Origin of the sequence: Pseudomonas sp. GM49 (genome assembly GCF_000282355.1) — a bacterium.
Classification (GTDB): Bacteria; Pseudomonadota; Gammaproteobacteria; order Pseudomonadales; family Pseudomonadaceae; genus Aquipseudomonas.
The window spans coordinates 1-20,258 of record NZ_AKJL01000016.1 but is presented as its reverse complement, the minus strand read 5'-3'; the positions used below and the strand labels follow the sequence as shown (position 1 = coordinate 20,258).

Genomic DNA, 20,258 nt, shown 5'->3' with positions numbered 1-20,258 from the left:
GTCCCGATAATAGAACCAAAGAATGCTTTTCTATTCACTGAAAGCTCTTCATCTGGTAGGCGTTTGGCAGCCTCATATATCTTTGCGTTCATCCACTCGTTATAGGTCGCCATCAAGCAGATATGGTCGGTGCGGCTCATCGTGTTCATCCTTTGAGTGACTATTTGATCAGCGTTCCACGCTCATCCTGAAATCCAATCCAGTATTGGGTTTTGTTGTTTTCAGGGTGGCGCAACAGAGGGACCGCTTTTGCCTGGACATGCGTGCAGCCGGCGAAAGTATTCTGTCGACCCATGGCGGACAGTCCGGGCACCAGGGTCAGGTTTCGGATTGATGAGCCGCCCAGTGTTTCATCTCTTCGGCAATGAAGTGGTTCACCAGATCGCCGTACATCTTCTCGATGGCATCCGGGCTCAGGCCTTCAGCCTCCGCCCACTCGCGTCGTGTCGCCAACATGGCCTTGAAACGCTCCGGAGCACGCACCGACGTCACTGAGGTCTTGTACTTCGAGGCCGCCAGTACGTAGTGAAAACGCTTGCCCAAAAGCTTGATAACGACTTGGTCAAGGGCATCGATTTCGCGTCGGATATCCTCCATGCCTGCACACTCTTCGGGCTGCAACTGATTGATGACGTCCATGTAGGTGACTCCGGTTGCTGAAAAAACTCGTGGGCCTTCGGATAGCGGCCTGCCTGAAAATCAGGCTTTCAACAGAGTATCCGCGATTACTCCTGAAAAAGTCGTCTCTATCGGCCCGGTGAGAAAGACTGATCCCACTCCATCCCATTGAACCGTTACAGCTCCGCCGTCACATTCAACCTCAACAGAATTGGCTAACAAGCCACGACGAATTCCGTTAACCGCGGCGCCACAAGAGCAGGAGCCTGAACCCAGCGGAATACCACCCCCACGCTCCCAAATACGCAACCGGATGTGCTCTCGGTCAATGATCTGGACGAAATGCACGTTCGTCCTGAGGGGAAACAAGGGGTTGGTTTCAATTGACGGTCCAATCGTCGCAATCTCAACTGCTTTCAGATCATCCACAAAATAGGTGCAGTGCGGATTTCCCATGCTGCAAGCCGTTGGGTCACCGGCAAGTGGCAACATTGAAGTATCCATTTCCAGAGCCAGAGGAATATCCGACCAGCCCAAAAGCGGCTTTCCCATGTTTACAGAAATGGCACCGGTTGAAGTTCGTTCGCAAGTTAGCAGGCCACGGTTGGTTCGCAGTGCGACCGAAGTCGTATTGGATTCGCGCATCAGCATATCCGCGGCCCCCCGCGTTGCGCTGCCGCAAGCGTCCAGCGTTGAGCCATCTGCATTCCAGAACATCAAACGCGCATCTGCATCATCGCAATCGAGCACCACCGCGAGTTGATTGAAGCCGACTCCCCGGTTCCGATCTCCCATTCGCCGAGCCATATTGCTTGTGATTGGATTAGGTGAGTTTCGCGAGTCCACGATAACGAAATCATCGCCATTGGCGTGCATTTTATGAAAGCTCAGCGGCATAAATAGACCTGGCGGCGAGACAAGTGATGAGTTGATGTTCTAAAGCGAACTATCCCTATTCGCATGACTACAGAATGTTGGTGTTTGTTCAAGTTATAAATGCTGCGGCTTTAATTCCTTTCTCTGTTTTTGGAACCGCGCCGCTCAGCACCATCCGCGTAATGGTCGCCGCCGCACACTTGTAGTCTGCGTCGTCCGGTTTTGGTGTGCCCGTTATGAGTGACATCTGCCAACCGAGATTCGTATAGGTTCGGGTTGCCGACCAGATGAAGAGCATCAAATGTTCGGGATCAGCTGGCGCGATCAGGCCACGATCAATCCAGCTGCGCAGGCAATCGACGTTGCGCTGAGCCTCGGCTTGCAGCGAGTTCTTGCACTCCTCAGGTAAATGTTTTCCACCAAACAACAGTTCGTGACTGAAGACTTTTGAGCTGTGAGGGTTTTCTTGAATGATGCGAATCCGGGCGTGTATGTAGGCCTGCAAGCCAACCACCGGGTCGTCGCTTTCTCTTAATGCCGCTGAAGCTTTCAGCAGTGGTTCAACAAAACTCAGCAGTACTCGGGCGTATAGATTCTCTTTGCTTTGAAAATAGTAATAGAGATTTGCCTTGGGAATCCCGGCACGCGCCGCGATGTCACGAGTCTGTGTGGCGTCGAAGCCAGTCACTGAAAACTCTTCGCTTGCCGCCTTCAGGATCATGTGCTGATTGCGCTGGCGGATGCTGGTCGCTGTGGGCTTGAGAGAGTGATCCGGCGCGCTGCATTGATCATCGGTCTGGGTGCTAGCGATTGTCATAAGGTTGGGTGAAGCCTGGGTCATGGCTTTATCTTTGATATTGAATATCGCAATATACAAAACTATATAGCGCTTGGCCTGCGCTTTCTTACCAAGGGAATGAATGATGAGTACGGTCTTGAGCAGCAAAGAAGCGGTAGGTGAGCGTTACGAACTGGAAACGATGCGTCACGCACAGCAGATGACCTGGACGGCTATCGATCAGATCGCCCGTATCATCACGCCCGGTATGCGCGAATCCGAGGCGCAGTTGCGAGGTAAAGACATCCTTGCGGAACTGGGCATGGATCGGATCTGGCACCCGTTGCTGGTTCGCTTTGGCGCCAACACGCTCAAGACCTTCAAGCAGCGCTCTGATGGCGATCCCGAGCTGGGGGCCGAAGATATTTTCTTCATCGACATGGGCGTGGTTTGGCAAGGGCATGAAGGTGATGCCGGCGCGACATTCACCACCGGCTCCGATCCAGAAATGATCGCCTGTGCTGCGGCGGCCAAGGAGCTGTTCAATCGGGTCGAAAGTTTCTGGCGCAGTGAGCGGGTTTCCGGGGTGGCGCTTTACGACTTTGCCGCCGCCCAGGCACAGGACATGGGGTGGAAGCTCAACCTCGACATCAAGGGTCACAGGGTCAGTGATTTTCCCCATGCGATTTACCGGGGCGGTGACCTTGGGGATTTGAATCAATATCCGAACACCGGCCTGTGGATTCTGGAAATCCAGCTTGCCCATCACGAGCGTCCATTTGGCGCGTTTTATGAAGACTTGCTGATCTGAACGACTTCAACCAAGGAGCTCCAATGACCCACGCAACCGAGCAACCGGTGCTGCTGTTCTCCTATGGCACCCTGCAAGATCCGGCCGTCCAGCTGTCCACCTTCGGGCGCGAGTTGAAAGGGCGAGCTGATAGCCTGCCGGGGTACAAACAGAACTGGGTCGAGATCATCGATCCGGCAGTGCGGGCCGCGAGTGGGAAAACCCACCACCCCATAGTGCAAGAGAGCGGTGACCCGTCGGATGAAATCGCCGGCACTGTGTTTGAGATCACCGCGAACGAGTTGGCGGCTGCCGATGAATATGAGGTGGCCGATTATCGGCGGGTAGGGGTCGTGTTGAAGTCTGGAGCCACTGCCTGGGTCTACGTGCAAGCCTGAATTCCGACGATGCGGAAAGTGAAGAGGCGTTGAGCGCTATAGCTGTTAGTAAGCTTAATGATGCTCCGACAATCCTGACACGGCTTGAGCAATGCCAGCACCAGCCGTATGCAGGTATGGAGTTCTTTGACTGACTGTTTTCGTCTGATTTTATTGAAGAAGTAGCTCCCCTGTCTGGCCTGCGGCAAAATATCTGCATTGGCCAGCAGGGAAGCACTCAGCATGACGGGACAGTTATCGAGTGGGCAGGAGCGACTGTTTTACTCGTTCACGTGGATGTGGAACCCACACCGGCTCATCGCACGGCCGAGGTCGAGAGCACCAAGAACATGATCGACCGGGTCGAAGCGCAGTTCGACATCAAGCCGGAACGCCTCATCGGCCATCCGCGACCAGTTGCAATCGACACCTCGCAGATGTTCCGCCAGACGACATCAAACCAGTCCCTTTCCCACGAAATGCTCGCTCTGCAATTCACTGCTTGTAGCCAATCTGTCGCAACAAGTTCTTGCGCCACAGGATGTCTTCATCGCCTTCAATTTCATTGGCACAGAAGCCATCCACTACGCCCAGGATTGCTCGTCCTTGTTCCGTCTCAGCGAGAATCACTTCGGTTGGATTGGCTGTTGCACAAAAAATACGGCACACCTCTGGAACCATTTTGATGGTGTTTAACACGTTCAGCGGATAGAAACCGTCGCCCAGGAAAATGATGAAGCTATGGCCTGCAGCGATGGCTTTCGCATTCTTCTGTGCAAGTTCAATCATTGAGGTATCGGTGCCGGACCATCGCACCAGGCATTTGCCAGAGGCTTCACAAAAGGCCACGCCAAACTGGATACCTGGCACTGTATTGACCAGCGCTTCGTGGATGTCCTCGACGGACTTGATGAAGTGCGTCTGCCCCAAAATGAAGTTCGTCACATCCGGCTTATCGATTTTCAACGTGATGAGTTGCATCTCATACGCCTCCTTTCACGATGTTGCTACCAGAGTCTGTCAACAAACCAAGCATAGCTACTCGTTGGTTGTTGCTCCGTCCACTGACTGCTTGTAACCGTTTGCTGCCTGTCACAATGGGCCGCAACCGACCCTTTACAGGCGCTCAAGCTAAATGGAGCTTTTGTCGGTAGGTAACCCCCAAAGGGCGAGCATTGCGGGGGCCGCTTGCCCTGCCTGGCTATTTCACAGCAAGCAGGGAGTCTTCGATTTCCTGTGCGACCAGGCTTTGTATCCGCCACATATTGCGGTCCCGAATGCCATGCTCCTCCAGCATTGTCACCGTCCGGAACAGATATTGGGCCGCCGAGCCCCAGTGCCCGGCAGCGCGAGCCAATACATGGGCGACCTTTTCCTTGGGCAACTTTCCGACATAGGCCATTCCATCGCGTGCGGCGACAAAGGCTAATGCACGCAATATCCCGGACTCGGTTTTAACCGAAATCCAGCGCGGGACATTGGTCGGCGGGTTTGCGTCTATTTCCCGGACCATTAACTGTGCCAATTGCTTGAAATGGTCTTGCGTCGGAAGCCGGTATGCCAACCCGTTGCAGCTTCCACCCCGGTCGAGGGCCAGCATCAGGGCCGGCAACTCGCGCGTGCCGCGCCAGCGGGTAAGTTTGAGGCAGAACGATCGATGCCACCCGAAGGCGGTGGCGCTACGGCTCTCCAAAAAATCGAACTCCGGATTCCATATCAGTGAGCCATAAGCGAAGACCCAAAGTTCTTGCGGTTTGTATTCAAACAAAAGTGCTTCCACCATCGCATCGAACTCTGCTTCGGTGTGTTCGGTCGTGCCCGGTTCGGGGCCGGGATCGGGCTCGAAACGCTCAACCCGAGCGACCAATTCCGCAGTCAGGTTTCGTCTTTTGGCGGGCGTGGTTCTCAGAGGTGCCATACCGTAACCTCCCGATCAGAGTTCTTTCAGGAAGCCCAGTAGCAACTCATTGACCTCTGTCGCGCGTTCTCGCTGTATCCAGTGGCCGGCATCTTCGAGGATATGACACCCGCGCAGTCCCGGCAGTGTCTGCGCGAAGGCTTTGATCTGCCGCGGGGAGTTCGGAAACTTCAGTACGTCATCGCGCTGTCCGGCAATGAACATCGACGGCTGCCGGATAATGCAACCGCGCCAAGGTGCCAGCAGTGTCCATGAGCGCGTTATGTTGCGGTACCAGTTCAAGCCGCCGCGAAATCCGCTGCGGGTGAATTCGCGGGTGTAGTAGGCAAGATCTTCACGGCTTAGCCAGGCTGGCAGGGTCTCGGGCTCGATCATCCCCTCCAGGAAGCCCTGGCCCGGATGCAGCATTCCGAACATCGTCCGATCAGGCCCGTCACCCGAGCCACTGAAGTACATGCGCCGCAGCGACGACTCGACGTCCCTTTCCAGTTCGGCCTCGGCCACACCCGGCGTCTGGAAATACTGGATGTAGAAGTCGCTGATACCCCGCGAGGCAAGTGCGCTCAGGAACTCCACGTGCCCCAGTGGCGAGAAGGGAACGCTCATGCCGACCACTGCGCGGAACAGATCGGGTCGCATCAATGCTGCGCTCCAGGCCACCAGCGCGCCCCAGTCATGGCCGACGATCACGGCTTGCTGTTCGCCGAGTGCGTTGACCAACTCGACCATGTCGCCTACCAGATGGAGTGTGGTGTAGGCGTCGGGTTCGGCCGGCGCATCGGTGCCGCCATAGCCGCGCATGTCAGGCGCGACCGCTCTATAGCCGGCGGTCGCCAGCGCAGCAAGCTGGTTGCGCCACGAGTACCACAGCTCCGGGAAACCGTGGCATAGCAAGACCAACGGGCCGCTACCTTGCGTTGCTACCTGCATGCGGATGCCATTGATGTCGAGCATTTCAAGGTGTGGCTCGTTCATGTGCGCTTCCTGCAATTCAAGCGATGGACCCCAGCAACCGCGGCAGACTCGCCAGAGCCTGCTGCCTGCTGACAGCGAGCCGATGCAGCTGTGCCAGTTTCTCGGTGTCGGTTTCTTGCAAGCCCCTGACCACCGCATTCAGAAAGAATAAGCGCGACTGCTTGATCCAGCGGGCCAGGCCTTCATGCTCTCCCCAGCGTAGTTGGTTTCCCAGGTAGACCGCCCACATTCTGATCCAGTCCGTGGGGATGTGAGGCGGGGGGACCATCGTGCACAGCGCGTTCATTTGCGCCTGATCGGCCAGGTGGCTTTCCACATAAGCGATCAAGGCCGCGCTGAACAAGGGTTGGCAGCTGCTGACCATCAACAGGTTAATCTTGCCGCCGTCGAACACCTTCATGTCAGGCAGTGACGGGATGGCACTAGCGCTGCAGTCAATGTGCAGAGCACCTGGGCTCGTGGCGATGCGGCCTTGCTCGAGCAGGATGCGCGTTGGCTCGATAACCCGCACCCTGCCCAGGCGCACGATATTGTCGATGCGTCGAAGCTCACGTAATTCCGCCTGTGTGACGGTGGCGCAGCGGTAAGCAGTGGGTTCGACGGACTTGTCTATACGCAGGAGCTGGCCCGCCGCCTCAAGCCTGGAGAACAGGTCCGGGATCGAGTCTGCGGCGGCGATGGCCTCAAACTGTGCCGTGAGGCCACCGATTGTCCGTTCGAAGCTGTCGAGGCCAGGTTGAAGGTTGGCCCGGTCGATCAACCATGGATCGTTCGGCATGATCCAGCAGATTTTTTCGGGCGCGATACTGTTTTGCAGACACCACAGACAAGCGTCGATCCCGGTCTTGCCCGATCCCACCACTACGTAGCCAGAGTGTGGCTGCCGGATCTTCGGCAGGTCGTTCAGTGGCACGCATTGTACGCCGGGCTCCACCCTGTACCTGGGCGGGTGGGTCGAGGGAACCGCTGTCTGGGCATGGGTGGCGTCTACCACCTTTTTGTGCACCCGGACCTGATGGTTTGCGTCGCTGACCAGCGAGGTAAAGCGGTGGTCGTCAATGCGGTCGCCGGTGTAGTTGCACATGGGGAAGTAACGGACTCGACCTGACGGCAGAAACTGCTGATTCATCACCTGGTCGAAGTAGCTCACCACCTCGGCGCCGGAGGCTAGCTCATACAAGCCTTCGTTCAGTTGCGCTTTGTCTTTCGTTGCGCTGCCCAGTTCGCGAGAGTTGACGCCATAGAAGGCCGAGGGCTGGTGCAATCGCACGAACGGGTAGGCATCATTCCAGTGCCCGCCAGGTCGGTCGTGTCGATCCACCATCACGATGCGTGCATTCGTTTCCTTGAGTAGCGTATCGACGAAAGCCATGGCCGTCGCGCCAGCACCGATGATCAGGTAGTCGGTCTTGATCGGATTTGCGTCCATGTGCTTTCGCCTTTCTGAAGGTTGCCCCCTCAACCTCAGTAGATTAGCTACCTGTACCGAGCCTAATAGAACGAATGCTCCTCACCCACATAACCGATGGAATTAATGGCTGCAGCCTGAGATACCACTCACCAGCGGTTCCTGGTTTTGCTGCTTCGGCCCAGTCTCGGCTCCAAGTGGACCTCTGCCGCATTCATATGCCGTGACAAGCGGTTATGACGATGAGCGCGAGAAAACAGGCCAACTGAACGCAAAAGAAGGTAAACCGAACCGCCACGAACGTATTGGTTTGCTCGTGGGACACGTGAACCAGTGACTGGCACACGCGAGCGATCAGGACGAGTGTGGACAGGTAGTTCACTGCAGAGCCGTTGACATCAAGGGCTGAAATCACGAATACGATGACGCTAAAGACCGGCAAATTTTCCACACAGTTGGCGTGTGCCCTGGTCCCGCGCCGATACCAATCCTCGCCTTCGAGCTGATCGCTTCGGAAAGAGGCAATCGGAACACTCGAGAACAGGATTCCAACCCAGCGATAAACCCCGACGGTTGCCATCAACAGCAGCAAAGTCCAGGTCGCAAACCCAAGCAGCATCCACATCGGTATCGTCATGGCCGCGATCCTCGATAGATCATTATCAGCACGTCATCCCACGGCGCGCGGCCGACGGGCAGTCGGTCGCGCGCTGTCGATCAATGGCTCAAGATGGGTGCCAGCGCGGTCTGAATCCTGGACATCTGTGCGGGTGTTGTCATGCGCCTCAGCAGCTGGCCAAAGTGTGGGTGCTGCACGCCCGAGATAATGTATTGCCAGCGGTAGGCGCCCAGCACGCAGGCCTTGATTTGCGTTGTCTCCTCGATACTGAATGTTCGTGAAACATTACCAATGAAGTAGTCGGCATCGGATGCCGATTGCGCCTGCAGGATTGCGTCGATGGCCTCCACCAGCGCAATCAGATCATTCACTGCCAGGTCGCACTCGGCTGGCGAGAGTTTCGCGTGCTCGGCCTGCCACTCCAGTTCATCGAGTACGACGTGCCGGCTTTCATCCTTCCAGTGAAATTTGAAGACATCCTTGAATAACGGGCACAGCTCCTCGCGCGGGGCGATGCTTTGCACGTAGTGCGCCTGAACAAACAGCTCGATATGACAGGTCAGCGCCAACACCGACCAAGTGCTGGCCGCCAGTACCGCGCGCGCTACATCGTTTGGATCGGCAACTTGACGATATCCCGCTGGCAATTGCGAACCCATCATCGTCTCCATGCGCCGGAACAACTCCTGGTGCTTGATCTCGTCGTTGGAAAAGCGCACCAGCGCTTCGAGTGCGAGTTGATTGTCAAAGACATGGGCCCGACCTTGATCGAGCATTTTGGCACTGATAAAGCGCTCGACGAGGCCAAAGACATACGCATAGGTCCGGCCCTGAATCTGACTGAGCAGGCGTGCCTCGGCCGCGGCGAGAAAGGTCAGGCGGCCGATCTGCGACAGTCCATCGGGCAAGAACTTGCGCGAGAAGTCGAAACTCCGGTTCTGCAGCAAATCGCGATCGATCTGCCATTCGGTTTTTTTCGATGATCTGACAATTTGCGCATAACGGGCGGCGTTGCCCGACGCTGGGTCGGGTAGGGTAACGGCGGTGTTCATATGGATCTCCTGTTGCCCGGGTCGAGTTTGAAAAAGGCAATTTCGGTTGACGTCGGAGCCAATGACCATGGGTGAAGCCTCTGGGAACAGTCTCGATCACCATGTCCGCGTTGGTGCTAATCTAGGCGTCGCAGTTCAGGCGGTGAATGACCGGTGCGCCTGATTACATGCTCCGGACTCCGGAAAGGAGGGCTGGCAATTGCTGGATGCGCTTTCTGATGTGTTGCGCGTGATTCGGCTGTCTGGAGGGGTCTTCCTCGAGGCGGAACTCACTGCGCCCTGGTGCATCAACGGCAGAATCTCGGCGGATGATTGCAAACCGTTCCTGGCGGCACCTCGACACATCATTGCGTCGCATTTTGTCGCCGCGGGGCACATGCAAATACAAATCGACGGTAGTGCCGCCATCGACGTGAGGGAAGGCGAACTCGTTCTGCTTCCTCGCAACGACGCTCATTCTTTTGGCAGCGACCTGAGCATTGCGCCCATGTCGGCGCGCGAAGTTATTCAACCGCCAGAAGTCGGCGCAATTTCACGGATCAGGTACGGCGGGGGCGGCGAGGCCACGCAGTTGTTGTGCGGCTTTCTCGGCTCTGAAACACCCTTCAGTCCGTTGCTTTCGTCGCTGCCATCCTTATTGAAATTAGACGTACGCGCGACGCGCTCGGGAGCCTGGATCGAAAGCTCATTCCGTTTTGCGGTCAGTGAAATCGCGGCGGGACGCGTCGGCTCGACAACGGTCATTGCCAAGCTATCCGAATTGCTGTTCGTCGAAGCCGTCGGCCAGTATGTCGCCAGCCTCCCCGCCGAGCGACGCGGGTGGCTGGCGGGTTTGCGGGATCCGCATATCGGGCGCGCACTGGCGCTGCTCCATGCTCGTCCAACCGAGGGCTGGACGGCAGAAGCACTGGCGCTTGAAGTGGGTCTGTCGCGCTCGGTATTCGCGGAGCGATTCACCGCATTGGTCGGACAGCCACCGATGCAATACCTGACGTTCTGGCGTATGCACGTGGCGGCTCAACACTTGCGCGAAGGTCGCGGCAATGTGGCGCAAATCGGCTTTGCAGTGGGCTACGAATCCGAAGCTGCGTTCAGTCGCGCATTCAAACGCCAGTTCGGCACTTCCCCCGGCACTTGGCGCAGACAATCTGCATGAGAGAGTCCGGTGCCGAGAATCACGTAGCCGTTACTCAATCAGCTGATCAATCAACACCGCGTTGGTATAGATCAGGCTGCCATCGCTCGCACGGTGCCCGACCAGGTGAAACTGACCGCGTTCGTGGTGCAAATAGACACGCATCTGACAGTCGGACAAGGGGGCGTATCCCTCGGGCATGATCAAATCCATCGAGTCCATATCGACATCGACCATGGCTTCACGCTCGTGGGAATTCTGCAAGCGCTCTTCGGCCTCCTCCAGACGGACATGGAGAGGGCCGTCGACGTAAAAATGGATCTCACCGATCGGGATGGACTTCTGGTCGGGGCTGGGCTTGTACCAGCCTTCGATCGTCAGGGCACTCATGACGAAACCTCCCATGTGGATTGCTGGACTCTATTAGTTAGCGTCCCTGCTTATTGCGATCACTCATGTTTGACGACTGCACAAGGGCAGGGTTCGCCCCTTGGTACCGCTACTGGCCGATGGCAGCTGTCCGTCATCAGAGTTCAAGTATAGCTGGCAACCGGACCTCTCTTGCCAACCTCGCGGTACAAGCCGATGGCTCTATACTCCTTACTGACTTTACCGCCCTGATAGGTGGTATTTGTCTGCCCTGCTTGGATGTCAGTGGCGATGCTTTTGCATAACCAATGAACAACAGGAATAGGATGAAGAGCAAATGGCAATAGCAATTATCTTGATACTAATCGTTATTGCATCAGTGCTATTCCACATACTAGCGCCTTGGCAGGCGACACCGGCAGCTTCCAACTGGGGGTCCATAGACACCACCCTGTTCATCACCCTGATCATCAGCGGAATATTTTTCATTGCCATCACCGGATTCATGGCAGTAGCGGTGATGCGGTTTCGTCACAAGGAGGGTGCCAGGGCGGCCTACCAGCCAGAAAGTAAAAAACTGGAATTATGGTTGATTATCGTTACCTCGGTCGGTATTGCCGGAATGTTGGCGCCAGGTCTGGTTGTTTACAACGATTTCATCCGGGTGCCGAAAAATGCTTACGAACTTGAAGTGATCGCCCAGCAATGGCAGTGGGCCTTTCGCTTTCCCGGTCAAGACGAGAAGCTGGGCAAATCGGATATCAAGTTTGTTGACTCCGCCAATCCCCTCGGTCTTGATCCCAAGGATCCTGCAGGGCAGGACGATGTGCTTGTAATCAATAATGAAGTTCACCTTCCGCTCGATCGGCCGGTGAAAGTCTTACTGCGCGCTAAAGACGTTCTGCACGACTTCTATGTACCGCAAATTCGCAGCAAGATGGACATGGTGCCTGGGATGGTGTCGTACTTTTGGTTTACGCCGACTAAAACCGGAAAGTATGAAACCCTTTGCGCTGAATATTGTGGCGTAGGTCATTACAACATGCGTGGCCATATGATCGTGGAAGAGCAGGGCGTCTTCGATCAATGGCTAAAAAGCCAACCGACTTTCGCGCAGACATTAACGACGGCTGCCAAACCCGGTCGGGACAGCGTGCTGGAAAAAGGCCGCCTGCTGGTCGAGAGGTACGGCTGCAGTGCCTGCCATAGCCAGGATGGCAGTGCCAGTCTCGGTCCTGGATGGAAGGGGTTGTACGGCCGCACTGAACAGCTTGCCGATGGCACCCGTGTGCAGGTCGACGAGGCCTACCTGAAAGAGTCGATTCTCGATCCGAAGGCCCGCCTGGTACAGGGCTACCCGCCGGTGATGGTGGCCTATACTCTCACTGACGATGAACTGGGTGCGCTCGTCGCCCTGATCAAATCACTGGGTGCTGGACAGCAGGGCGATGAAGCTTCTGCTGGCTCGGCATCGGGCCCGGGTGAAGACCTGGTAGCGCAGGGACAGCGGCTGGCCGGGTCGCTTGGCTGTCTGGCCTGCCACAGTGTCGATGGCAACAAGGGCGTCGGCCCCAGCTGGCAGGGCCTGTATGGCAAGACCGAAACCCTTGCTGACGATACGAGCGTCAAGGTCGATGAGGGTTATATAAAGGAATCGGTTCTTGATCCTGCTGTCAAAGTCGTCAAGGGTTATGCACCCGTTATGCCGGCCTTGAAACCGAGCGACAAGGAGTTGGACGCGCTGATCGCTTTTATCAAATCCAAAGCGAATGCCAACGCTGATGCAAGCAAGGCGGAGCCAGGGAAGTAGCCGTAAAGCAGCCAGGAATACACTGAAACTTCGACAGGAGAATGACGTGATGGCCTATGCGGAGCAAGCCGAGACAGAAGCGCTGCACGAGCCCAAAAGTTTCCTGACCAAATACATCTGGAGTCAGGACCACAAGGTCATAGCCATTCAATATTCCTTGACGGCTCTGTTCGTGGGGCTTATCGCCGTGGTGTTGTCCGACTTGATGCGCATGCAGATAGGCTTCCCCGGCAGTTTGGCGTTCATGGATGCCAGTACTTACTATCAGGCGATGACCATGCACGGCATGATCATGGTCATTTACTTGCTGACGGCGTTGTTTCTGGGAGGCTTCGGCAACTATCTGATCCCGTTGATGGTGGGGGCCCGTGACATGGTCTTCCCCTATGTCAACATGCTCAGCTACTGGTTCTACCTGGTGGCGGTCGTGGTGTTGCTCGCCAGTTTCTTTGTCCCTGGCGGCCCCACGGGTTCAGGCTGGACGCTCTACCCACCACAGTCCATTGCCCGGGGGACACCGGGGGTCGAGTGGGGCATTGTGCTGATGCTCGTCTCACTGGCGATTTTCATCGTCGCCGCCACCATGGGCGGGTTGAACTACGTCACCACGGTGTTGCAGGCGCGCACGCACGGCATGACATTGTTTCGCATGCCGCTCTCGGTATGGGGAATCTTCATGGCCTCGATCATGGCCTTGCTGGCCTTCCCGGCGTTGTTTGTCAGCGCGGTCATGATGCTGTTTGACAGGCTCTTGGGAACCAGCTTCTTTATGCCGGCAATGATCTCGCTGGGGCAGCAGCTCGATCACCAGGGTGGCAGCCCGATATTGTTCCAGCACCTGTTCTGGTTCTTCGGCCACCCGGAGGTCTACATCGTTGCGCTTCCTGCGTTTGGTCTGGTCTCCGACTTGATCAGCACCCATGCGCGTAAAAACATCTTCGGTTACCGAATGATGGTGTGGGCCATTATTGCGATTGGCGTACTCAGTTTTGTGGTCTGGGCGCACCATATGTATGTCAGCGGAATGAACCCGTATTTTGGCTTTTTTTTCGCCATCAGCACCTTGATCATCGCGGTGCCGACCGCACTGAAAGTCTACAACTGGGTGCTGACCCTGTGGCGGGGTGACATCCATCTGACCGTGCCTATGCTGTTTGCCCTGGCTTTTATCGTCACCTTCCTGGTCGGCGGTCTGACCGGGTTGTTTCTCGGCAATGTGATCGTGGATATTCCGCTGTCGGACACCTATTTCGTCGTTGCCCATTTTCATATGGTCATGGGTGTCGCACCGGTACTGGTGGTGTTCGGCGGCATTTATCACTGGTTTCCGAAAGTGACCGGGCGCATGACGAACGACACCTTGGGCAAGCTGCATTTCTGGATTACCTTTCTGGGCACCTACGCCATCTTCTTCCCCATGCACTACCTGGGTTTCCAGGGCATGCCACGGCGCTACTACGCCTATGAAAACTACGCGTTCATCCCGCAGTCGGCGCAAGAGTTGAATGCCTTCATTACGGTGGTCGCATTGACCGTCGGCGTTTCCCAGTTGCTGTTTGTGTTCAACCTGGCCTGGAGTGCATTTAAAGGCAAACCCGCAGGCAGTAATCCCTGGGGCGCGGCCAGCCTGGAATGGCAAACGCCGAACACCCCACCGGTACACGGTAACTGGGGAGCGAAGCTGCCGGTGGTGCATCGCTGGGCCTATGACTACAGCGTGCCGGGGATAGAACAGGATTTCGTGCCGCAAACGGTCTCCGCCGAGGAACTGGAGCAAATGCGGCAACTCAGTGCCGGAACCAGGATAGCGGACGTTAAAACATGAACAGACTGCTATTGAGAAACGCCGACGGCGCTGACCCCGGCGGCAGTTGGAATCGCGATCCTGAAGGTATTCAGGCCGCCGCTGATAGAAACCAGACTGCAAGAATAGGCCTGCGCCTGTTTCTGGCTGTGGTGAGCTCGTTATTCTTTCTCTTCCTGCTCGCCTTTATCGCCCGCTCACAAATGGCCGACTGGCTACCCCTGACAGAACCCTTGGCGCCGCTGGCCAATCCATGGCCCCTGTGGCTGAATTCGGCTTTTCTGGTGATCAGTTGCATCGCACTGCAGTGGTCGCGCATGGCTGCCCGAAAGGCTCGACTGGACGCAACGGTCATTGGTTTTGTATTGGGGGGCGTATTCGCAATTGCCTTTCTGGCGGGGCAACTCTGGGTCTGGCAGCGGTTTGTCGTCTGGGGCTACTTTGTCGCCAGCAATCCGGCCAACAGTTTCTTCTACCTGTTGACCGGTGTGCACGGGTTCCACCTGCTGGGCGGGTTGATTGCCTGGGGCAGAACCGTCGCCAAACTCCTGCGCCATGTGCCGTTGCCGCAACTCAGCGCCAGCGTAGAACTCTGTGCCATCTATTGGCATTACTTGTTGGGTCTTTGGTTCGTGCTGTTCGCGCTGCTGACCAGCACGCCGCAAACCTATGAAGCCATCGCCAGACTCTGCGGCCTGAGGTGAAAAGCCATGGCATCGCACCCACAAGCCCCAAGCGAGTCCAGTTCATCCAATCCACCAGGCTTGCCACCTGCCCCGGGATGGCAGGGCATCGCCAGCGACTGGGCCTCGGATAAGGAGGCTTTCAAGCAGGTCCCCTGGGGCAAGGCGATGATGTGGATATTCCTGCTCAGCGATACGTTTATATTCACCTGTTTTTTAACCGGCTACATGTCGGTACGCATGACCATCACTACCGCCTGGCCGAACCCCAGTGAAGTGTTCGCATTGACGATCGGCGGTAGAGAAATCCCGCTTATTCTGATCGCCATCATGACCTTTGTGCTGATCAGCAGCAGCGGCACCATGGCCATGGCCGTCAACTTCGCCTATCGCCGTGATCGTGCGAAAACCACTGCCCTGATGCTGGCGACCGCTGCCTTGGGTGTGACCTTCGTCAGCATGCAGGCATTTGAATGGAGCAAGCTCATCGCAGAAGGAGTGCGTCCCTGGGGGAACCCCATGGGGGCGGCGCAATTTGGTGCCAGCTTTTTCATGATTACCGGTTTTCACGGACTGCATGTGTCAATCGGCGCCATCTACCTCAGCATTGTGGCGATGAAAGTAATGCGGGGAGATTATGAGCGCTCCGGAAACTATCAGAACGTCGAGATAGCCGGGCTTTACTGGCACTTCGTGGATTTGGTGTGGGTGTTTATTTTTGCTTTCTTCTATTTATGGTAGAGGAGCACAGGTGATGGCACATGCGCAGGGTCAGCAACATCCAATCAGTTTGTATCTTAAAATCTGGGGGCTGTTATTCGTCCTCAGTACGCTGTCGTACCTGGTCGATTACTTCCACTTCCATGGCTACCTTCGTTGGGCCCTGATTATCACGTTCATGTTGTTGAAGGCAGGTCTGATTGTCTCCATCTTCATGCACATGGCCTGGGAACGGTTGGCCATGGTCTACGCCATTTTGGTGCCACCGTTGTGTTTGCTGGTGCTCGTCGGACTGATGGCCACCGAAGCAGATTATGTTTTCCTCAGCCGGGTCATTTTCTTTGGTCAATAACCTGCTTTGGATGGCCTTGAGTCTCCAGGGACTAACCCGATATCACTCGTTTGAATTGATGCCATTTGTGCTGCCAGGCTACGGTCCAGTGAGGGGCTGCCGCTCCCGTGCCGGCGATTTTCAGCATTGGATGATGTCCGATTACCTGGTCCAGGACCGATTCCTGATTCGGTTCAACATCCACGAAGAAGATATGTTTGCCTTCTTTTACCACCTGACTGAAATTGCGGAAGTGAGTGTTCGGGACCTGGAACCCAAAAAAACCGCCTTCCCAGATGCAGAAGCCCAAAATAACAATGGCAAGGAAGATAAAGGGCATCCAGCCTGCGGCGGATTCGGTCCAGCCCATCCAATAGGCGCCACCCAGAACCAGTGCTGCGAGGGGCAGACCGATCACCGCGCCAATCTCACCAGAGTGAACAGCATCTTGTTCCATTAACGAGTTAACCTCGTGGAGGTGATGTTGTTCAACATCAGCAACTTTTTCACTGAGCACATGAATCTGCTCGGAATTGATGCCGCTGGCTTCCAACTCATTTTCAACGGTTTCGAGATCGTTGAGATTGTCACTGATGTAATAGTGTCGATTCATGCCACACCTCCCATCCAGAGTTTGCTGTAGACCTCCTCTGTCCGGCAGCTGTTAACCGAAATTTGCAGTCGCTATCTGTACTGTTGAGAACGTTGCACACTTGATGCAATCTGACCGAAGTATAGCACTTGCCAACATGCGGACCGGTCGCTAGTTGATCTGCACAATGACCGGACCTTCCGTCACGATCGGCGGGTTCGAATGGATATGCGAGGTGTTTTTCTGAATCCACTCACGCGCAACTTTCAGGCTCGCATCACTGCCGGCCTTGTCCGTGCAAACAGTGATCGAAGTACCACCATCACCCGTATTCAGCAGTGTGTAGCTTATGAGGCCAGGTACTGTCCGCAAGGTCGCTTCGATGTCGACTTTGCGCTCCTCCATAAGCTCGAATAGCTGCTTGGCTCCAGCACCCAGGTAGGTTCTTATCACCGCATACATGGTCGTCTCCTTTGAGAGTACCGTCTTGATGCCAATACAGATCCGTTGATGTCCGCAATCCCCCCATGTTTCAGGTCGCCCTGATTCAATAAGCTTAGCCAAACGCTGGCGACAATCGACATGCAACGACCACCGGCCACATGTGGTCGGTTTCTGCCGGTCCGATCGAAGGCGAAACACGTGACTACGCTGGGCGTTTTGAAGACTGGCGAACACGATCTACATCGAAAATCTCGATAGGTTTAACCCACATTTCACTGTTTTTACGATAACGCCATGTCGCGATAATCCGCCTTCAAAAGTGACGGGAAGGAAAGCGTGATGGCGAAGGAAGGAAGTTACACCGGTACAGCCAAGTGGCTGCATTGGGGCATGGCCCTGATCTGGTTGGGTGCCTGGGTCATTGGAATTGTGGCGACGCATTGGCGCGACGAACTCAATGCCCACCATGAACTCACCTACTTGCACAAGGCGATGGCCAGCACGCTGCTGTTTCTCATCGTCGTGCGTATCGCCTGGCGGTTGAGTCACCCGGCACCGGCGCTGCCGGATTCGATGAGCCCGACGATGAAGCGTGGTGCGCTGGTCGGGCATGTGCTGCTGTACGCCGTGGCCTTGATCGGGCTGCCGTTGTCCGGCTGGTACTGGAGCTCGGTCGCCGACAAACCCGTCATGGTGGCGGCGCTGTTCATGCTCCCTCCAATCGTTGACCCCGATCAGAGCCTGTACGATCTGGCAAAGTCGGTTCATACCTACATGGCGTGGTTGTGTGGCGCTCTGGTAGGTGGCCATCTACTGGTTGCGCTCAAGCATCACTTCGTTGAAAAGGATGATGTGCTCAAGGGCATGCTGCCCGCACGCAACCGCTGATTTTCCTGTCGTTTCATTATTGACGCAATTGCACCGGACTCACGCCCAGGCGTTGCCTGAAGGTGGTCGCCATGTGCGCCTGGGAATTGAAACCGCAGGCGTAGGCGATTTCAGCCAGTGTGGCGGTCGAATCGCGCATCAGGGCACGGGCCTTGGCGAGGCGTCGGTCGATCAGGTAACTGTGCGGGCTTTTGCCTGTGGCGTTTTTGAATGCCCGCATGAAATATCCTTCGGACAATCCAAGCAGGCCCGCCATCGCCGATACGCTCAACGGGCTATCGAGGCCCGCATCAATGAACTCATCGAGCAGGCGCATCCGGTTGCCCGTTATCCTGGCATGGGGCGCTGCCGACACGGCTTCGCTACCCGTCGTCCGCTCGGACAATGCCAGTGCCCAGGCCTCCCAGTCGTCCTCCACGCACGCGTGCAACAGCGCGGCGCGCATTCGCTGTGCGAGGGCAGTGGCCTGTTGATCGATGCGATTGTTGAAGGCGCGATCCCCGATCAACGCAACACCGTCTGTGCGCATCACCCGCAGGTATTCACCGCCCTTGGGCGATTCGGACAACACGTCACACCCGACGGGGATAAACGCCAGGCCGTTGGGCACGGCATCGAAAGGATGTACCCGGTCGCTACCGATAGCGTGCAGGCCTCGCTGGCTGTCGAAGGCAAAGCCGATTCCCGCCTGGGTCGCTACATATCGGGTCGCGTAGGCGCAACCGGGGAGCAATTCGATCGCCCAGGGGCCGGCCTCGATACGGCGGACCGGTTCGGACAGGAGCGATGGCGGCAGGCGATTTCGATGGCTCATGAACGCCATAGTAGTGAAGAGGGGGGACAAAAGTCAGGTCGGTTTTTTGAAAGCCGGAGTACTGCGCCCGTGTTCAGACTGTGCAAAATCTCAGGGAGATAACTCATGCACAGACTGACTCGCGACGATATCGAACAGGCGGCACGCAACGTTTATCAGGTCATGCCGGCCACCGCCCAGTACCCTTGGCCCTTGCTGGCTCAGCGGTTGGGTTGCACGGTGTGGGTCAAGCACGAAAATCACACGCCTACCGGTGCTTTCAAAATACGTGGCGGCATCACGTTCATGCACTGGCTTAAACACGAGCACCCAGGCACGAAGGGTATTGTCAGCGCTACCCGCGGCAACCATGGCCAGAGCCTGGCACTGGCGGCTGGCGCACTGGGTCTGAGGGCATTGATCGTAGTGCCGGAAGGTAACTCGGTAGAAAAGAACAACGCCATGCGCGGCTTTGGCGCTGAAGTGGTCGAGTATGGCCGCGATTTCGATGAGGCCCGTGAAGAGGCTGCACGCCTTGCGCACGTGCATGACCTCTTCCTGGTTCCGCCGTTTCACAGCGAGCTGGTCAAAGGCGTCGCCACTTATGCGCTGGAGCTGTTCAGCGCGGCGCCGGACCTGGATACCGTATATGTACCGATTGGCTGTGGATCGGGGATTTGTGGGGTGATCGCCGCCCGCGATGCGCTTGGCCTGAAAACCCGGGTGGTGGGCGTGGTTTCCACGGAAGCGGCGGCCGCACAGTTGTCGTTTGACACCGGAGTCCTGTGTGAAACCGCCTCGGCAACCACCTTTGCCGACGGTCTGGCCGTACGCAAGCCAGTGCCTGAAGCCTTTGCCGTCTACGCGGCAGGTGCGGCGCGGATCGTAGCGGTCAGTGATGCGCAGATTGCCGAGGCCATGCGCGTGTATTACACCGATACCCACAACCTCGCCGAAGGGGCCGGTGCGACGGCGCTGGCAGCGCTCATTTCGGAGCGTGAAGCCATGTCGGGAAGAAGGGTGGGGGTGATTCTGTCCGGTGGAAACGTCGACAGATCGGTGTATGCGCACGTGATTGCGTGAAGGGGGCCATGACCCTGGTCACATAAATTTGAAATGCACGGCGTTGCTCGACACAATCGCGCCCCGATCCGGCCAAAGGCGCCGGACGTTCGTGGTGAAAAGGGGCCGCAGTTGAACGAACAGACATTGTCCATGCGCCTGGAACGCGTGGCGGCACATGTGCCAGCCGGTGCGCGCCTGGCCGATATCGGCTCC

Annotated in this window: 24 protein-coding genes and 1 pseudogene; 11 read left to right on the top strand and 14 right to left on the bottom strand. The window is 56.5% G+C overall.

The window, feature by feature from the left end:
* The 4 genes from PMI29_RS30720 to PMI29_RS27515 form a co-directional block, all read right to left on the bottom strand.
* A partial coding sequence (locus PMI29_RS30720) for a DinB family protein (protein ID WP_007993751.1) occupies positions 1 to 140 on the bottom strand: 140 nt, incomplete at its 3' end.
* Between the two features lie 178 nt (positions 141 to 318).
* Complete coding sequence (locus PMI29_RS27505; protein ID WP_007993749.1) at positions 319 to 639, bottom strand: isochorismate lyase; 321 nt, start codon at positions 637 to 639, stop codon at positions 319 to 321.
* 60 nt (positions 640 to 699) lie between these two features.
* Positions 700 to 1,515: a diaminopimelate epimerase gene (dapF, locus tag PMI29_RS27510; protein ID WP_007993747.1), complete on the bottom strand. Its 816-nt coding sequence runs from the start codon at positions 1,513 to 1,515 to the stop codon at positions 700 to 702.
* Positions 1,516 to 1,603: 88 nt separating this feature from the next.
* Positions 1,604 to 2,335, bottom strand: coding sequence for a TetR/AcrR family transcriptional regulator (locus PMI29_RS27515; protein WP_007993746.1), 732 nt, complete (start codon positions 2,333 to 2,335; stop codon positions 1,604 to 1,606).
* An 82-nt stretch (positions 2,336 to 2,417) separates the two neighbouring features.
* On the opposite strand from PMI29_RS27515, the gene PMI29_RS27520 reads away from it, so the two are divergent.
* Positions 2,418 to 3,083, top strand: a complete 666-nt coding sequence (locus tag PMI29_RS27520) for a M24 family metallopeptidase (RefSeq protein ID WP_007993744.1) — start codon at positions 2,418 to 2,420, stop codon at positions 3,081 to 3,083.
* 23 nt (positions 3,084 to 3,106) lie between these two features.
* On the top strand, positions 3,107 to 3,460 hold the full coding sequence (locus PMI29_RS27525) for a gamma-glutamylcyclotransferase family protein (protein WP_007993743.1): 354 nt from the start codon (positions 3,107 to 3,109) through the stop codon (positions 3,458 to 3,460).
* A 474-nt stretch (positions 3,461 to 3,934) separates the two neighbouring features.
* Here the strand turns inward: PMI29_RS27525 and PMI29_RS27530 are convergent, their stop codons facing one another.
* From PMI29_RS27530 to PMI29_RS27555, 6 genes are all read right to left on the bottom strand, one after another.
* The gene (locus PMI29_RS27530) at positions 3,935 to 4,420 is read right to left on the bottom strand and encodes an adenosine-specific kinase (protein WP_007993741.1); all 486 of its coding nucleotides are present in this window, start codon (positions 4,418 to 4,420) and stop codon (positions 3,935 to 3,937) included.
* Between the two features lie 220 nt (positions 4,421 to 4,640).
* Complete coding sequence (locus PMI29_RS27535; RefSeq protein WP_007993740.1) at positions 4,641 to 5,357, bottom strand: gamma-glutamylcyclotransferase; 717 nt, start codon at positions 5,355 to 5,357, stop codon at positions 4,641 to 4,643.
* Between the two features lie 15 nt (positions 5,358 to 5,372).
* Positions 5,373 to 6,332 carry an alpha/beta fold hydrolase gene (locus PMI29_RS27540; protein ID WP_007993739.1) on the bottom strand — a complete coding sequence of 320 codons (960 nt, stop codon included), beginning with the start codon at positions 6,330 to 6,332 and terminating at the stop codon, positions 5,373 to 5,375.
* A gap of 16 nt (positions 6,333 to 6,348) precedes the next feature.
* Entirely contained in the window at positions 6,349 to 7,761 is a 1,413-nt protein-coding gene (locus PMI29_RS27545) for an NAD(P)-binding protein (protein WP_007993738.1), read from the bottom strand.
* A gap of 193 nt (positions 7,762 to 7,954) precedes the next feature.
* Positions 7,955 to 8,377, bottom strand: a complete 423-nt coding sequence (locus PMI29_RS27550; RefSeq protein WP_007993737.1) for an MAPEG family protein — start codon at positions 8,375 to 8,377, stop codon at positions 7,955 to 7,957.
* A gap of 80 nt (positions 8,378 to 8,457) precedes the next feature.
* Positions 8,458 to 9,411, bottom strand: a complete 954-nt coding sequence (locus PMI29_RS27555; protein ID WP_007993736.1) for a diiron oxygenase — start codon at positions 9,409 to 9,411, stop codon at positions 8,458 to 8,460.
* 199 nt (positions 9,412 to 9,610) lie between these two features.
* Between PMI29_RS27555 and PMI29_RS27560 the strand changes: the two genes are divergently transcribed.
* Positions 9,611 to 10,567, top strand: coding sequence for an AraC family transcriptional regulator (locus PMI29_RS27560; protein ID WP_007993735.1), 957 nt, complete (start codon positions 9,611 to 9,613; stop codon positions 10,565 to 10,567).
* Between the two features lie 30 nt (positions 10,568 to 10,597).
* Here PMI29_RS27560 and PMI29_RS27565 read toward each other — a convergent pair whose 3' ends face one another.
* The gene (locus tag PMI29_RS27565) at positions 10,598 to 10,936 is read right to left on the bottom strand and encodes a hypothetical protein (RefSeq protein WP_007993734.1); all 339 of its coding nucleotides are present in this window, start codon (positions 10,934 to 10,936) and stop codon (positions 10,598 to 10,600) included.
* Between the two features lie 316 nt (positions 10,937 to 11,252).
* On the opposite strand from PMI29_RS27565, the gene PMI29_RS27570 reads away from it, so the two are divergent.
* Genes PMI29_RS27570 through PMI29_RS27590 form a run of 5 tightly spaced genes read left to right on the top strand, consistent with a single transcriptional unit; the run spans position 11,253 to position 16,284 of the window.
* Positions 11,253 to 12,725 (top strand): cytochrome c oxidase subunit II, encoded by a 1,473-nt coding sequence (locus tag PMI29_RS27570; protein ID WP_007993733.1) that lies wholly within the window; start codon positions 11,253 to 11,255, stop codon positions 12,723 to 12,725.
* A 49-nt stretch (positions 12,726 to 12,774) separates the two neighbouring features.
* A complete protein-coding gene (gene ctaD / locus PMI29_RS27575; RefSeq protein ID WP_007993732.1) occupies positions 12,775 to 14,550 on the top strand; it encodes a cytochrome c oxidase subunit I in 1,776 nt (591 codons plus the stop codon).
* Positions 14,547 to 15,233: a cytochrome c oxidase subunit 3 gene (locus PMI29_RS27580; protein ID WP_007993730.1), complete on the top strand. Its 687-nt coding sequence runs from the start codon at positions 14,547 to 14,549 to the stop codon at positions 15,231 to 15,233. Before ctaD ends, PMI29_RS27580 begins: the two co-directional genes overlap by 4 nt.
* 6 nt (positions 15,234 to 15,239) lie before the next feature.
* Positions 15,240 to 15,953 (top strand): heme-copper oxidase subunit III family protein, encoded by a 714-nt coding sequence (locus PMI29_RS27585; RefSeq protein WP_007993729.1) that lies wholly within the window; start codon positions 15,240 to 15,242, stop codon positions 15,951 to 15,953.
* Between the two features lie 13 nt (positions 15,954 to 15,966).
* Positions 15,967 to 16,284, top strand: a complete 318-nt coding sequence (locus PMI29_RS27590; RefSeq protein WP_007988247.1) for a cytochrome C oxidase subunit IV family protein — start codon at positions 15,967 to 15,969, stop codon at positions 16,282 to 16,284.
* 31 nt (positions 16,285 to 16,315) lie between these two features.
* Here the strand turns inward: PMI29_RS27590 and PMI29_RS27595 are convergent, their stop codons facing one another.
* Positions 16,316 to 16,876, bottom strand: coding sequence for a hypothetical protein (locus PMI29_RS27595; protein WP_007988249.1), 561 nt, complete (start codon positions 16,874 to 16,876; stop codon positions 16,316 to 16,318).
* Between the two features lie 150 nt (positions 16,877 to 17,026).
* Positions 17,027 to 17,317 carry a hypothetical protein gene (locus tag PMI29_RS27600; protein ID WP_007993727.1) on the bottom strand — a complete coding sequence of 97 codons (291 nt, stop codon included), beginning with the start codon at positions 17,315 to 17,317 and terminating at the stop codon, positions 17,027 to 17,029.
* Between the two features lie 321 nt (positions 17,318 to 17,638).
* Here PMI29_RS27600 and PMI29_RS27605 point away from each other — a divergent pair, with 321 nt between their 5' ends.
* Positions 17,639 to 18,187 carry a cytochrome b gene (locus PMI29_RS27605; protein ID WP_007993725.1) on the top strand — a complete coding sequence of 183 codons (549 nt, stop codon included), beginning with the start codon at positions 17,639 to 17,641 and terminating at the stop codon, positions 18,185 to 18,187.
* A 16-nt stretch (positions 18,188 to 18,203) separates the two neighbouring features.
* Here PMI29_RS27605 and PMI29_RS27610 read toward each other — a convergent pair whose 3' ends face one another.
* Positions 18,204 to 19,001 (bottom strand): helix-turn-helix transcriptional regulator, encoded by a 798-nt coding sequence (locus tag PMI29_RS27610; RefSeq protein ID WP_157221338.1) that lies wholly within the window; start codon positions 18,999 to 19,001, stop codon positions 18,204 to 18,206.
* 105 nt (positions 19,002 to 19,106) lie between these two features.
* Here PMI29_RS27610 and PMI29_RS27615 point away from each other — a divergent pair, with 105 nt between their 5' ends.
* Both PMI29_RS27615 and PMI29_RS32895 read left to right on the top strand, forming a co-directional pair.
* Positions 19,107 to 20,063 carry a threonine dehydratase gene (locus PMI29_RS27615; RefSeq protein WP_007993720.1) on the top strand — a complete coding sequence of 319 codons (957 nt, stop codon included), beginning with the start codon at positions 19,107 to 19,109 and terminating at the stop codon, positions 20,061 to 20,063.
* A gap of 111 nt (positions 20,064 to 20,174) precedes the next feature.
* Positions 20,175 to 20,258, top strand: a pseudogene (locus tag PMI29_RS32895) (tRNA (adenine-N(1))-methyltransferase); the annotation flags it as partial.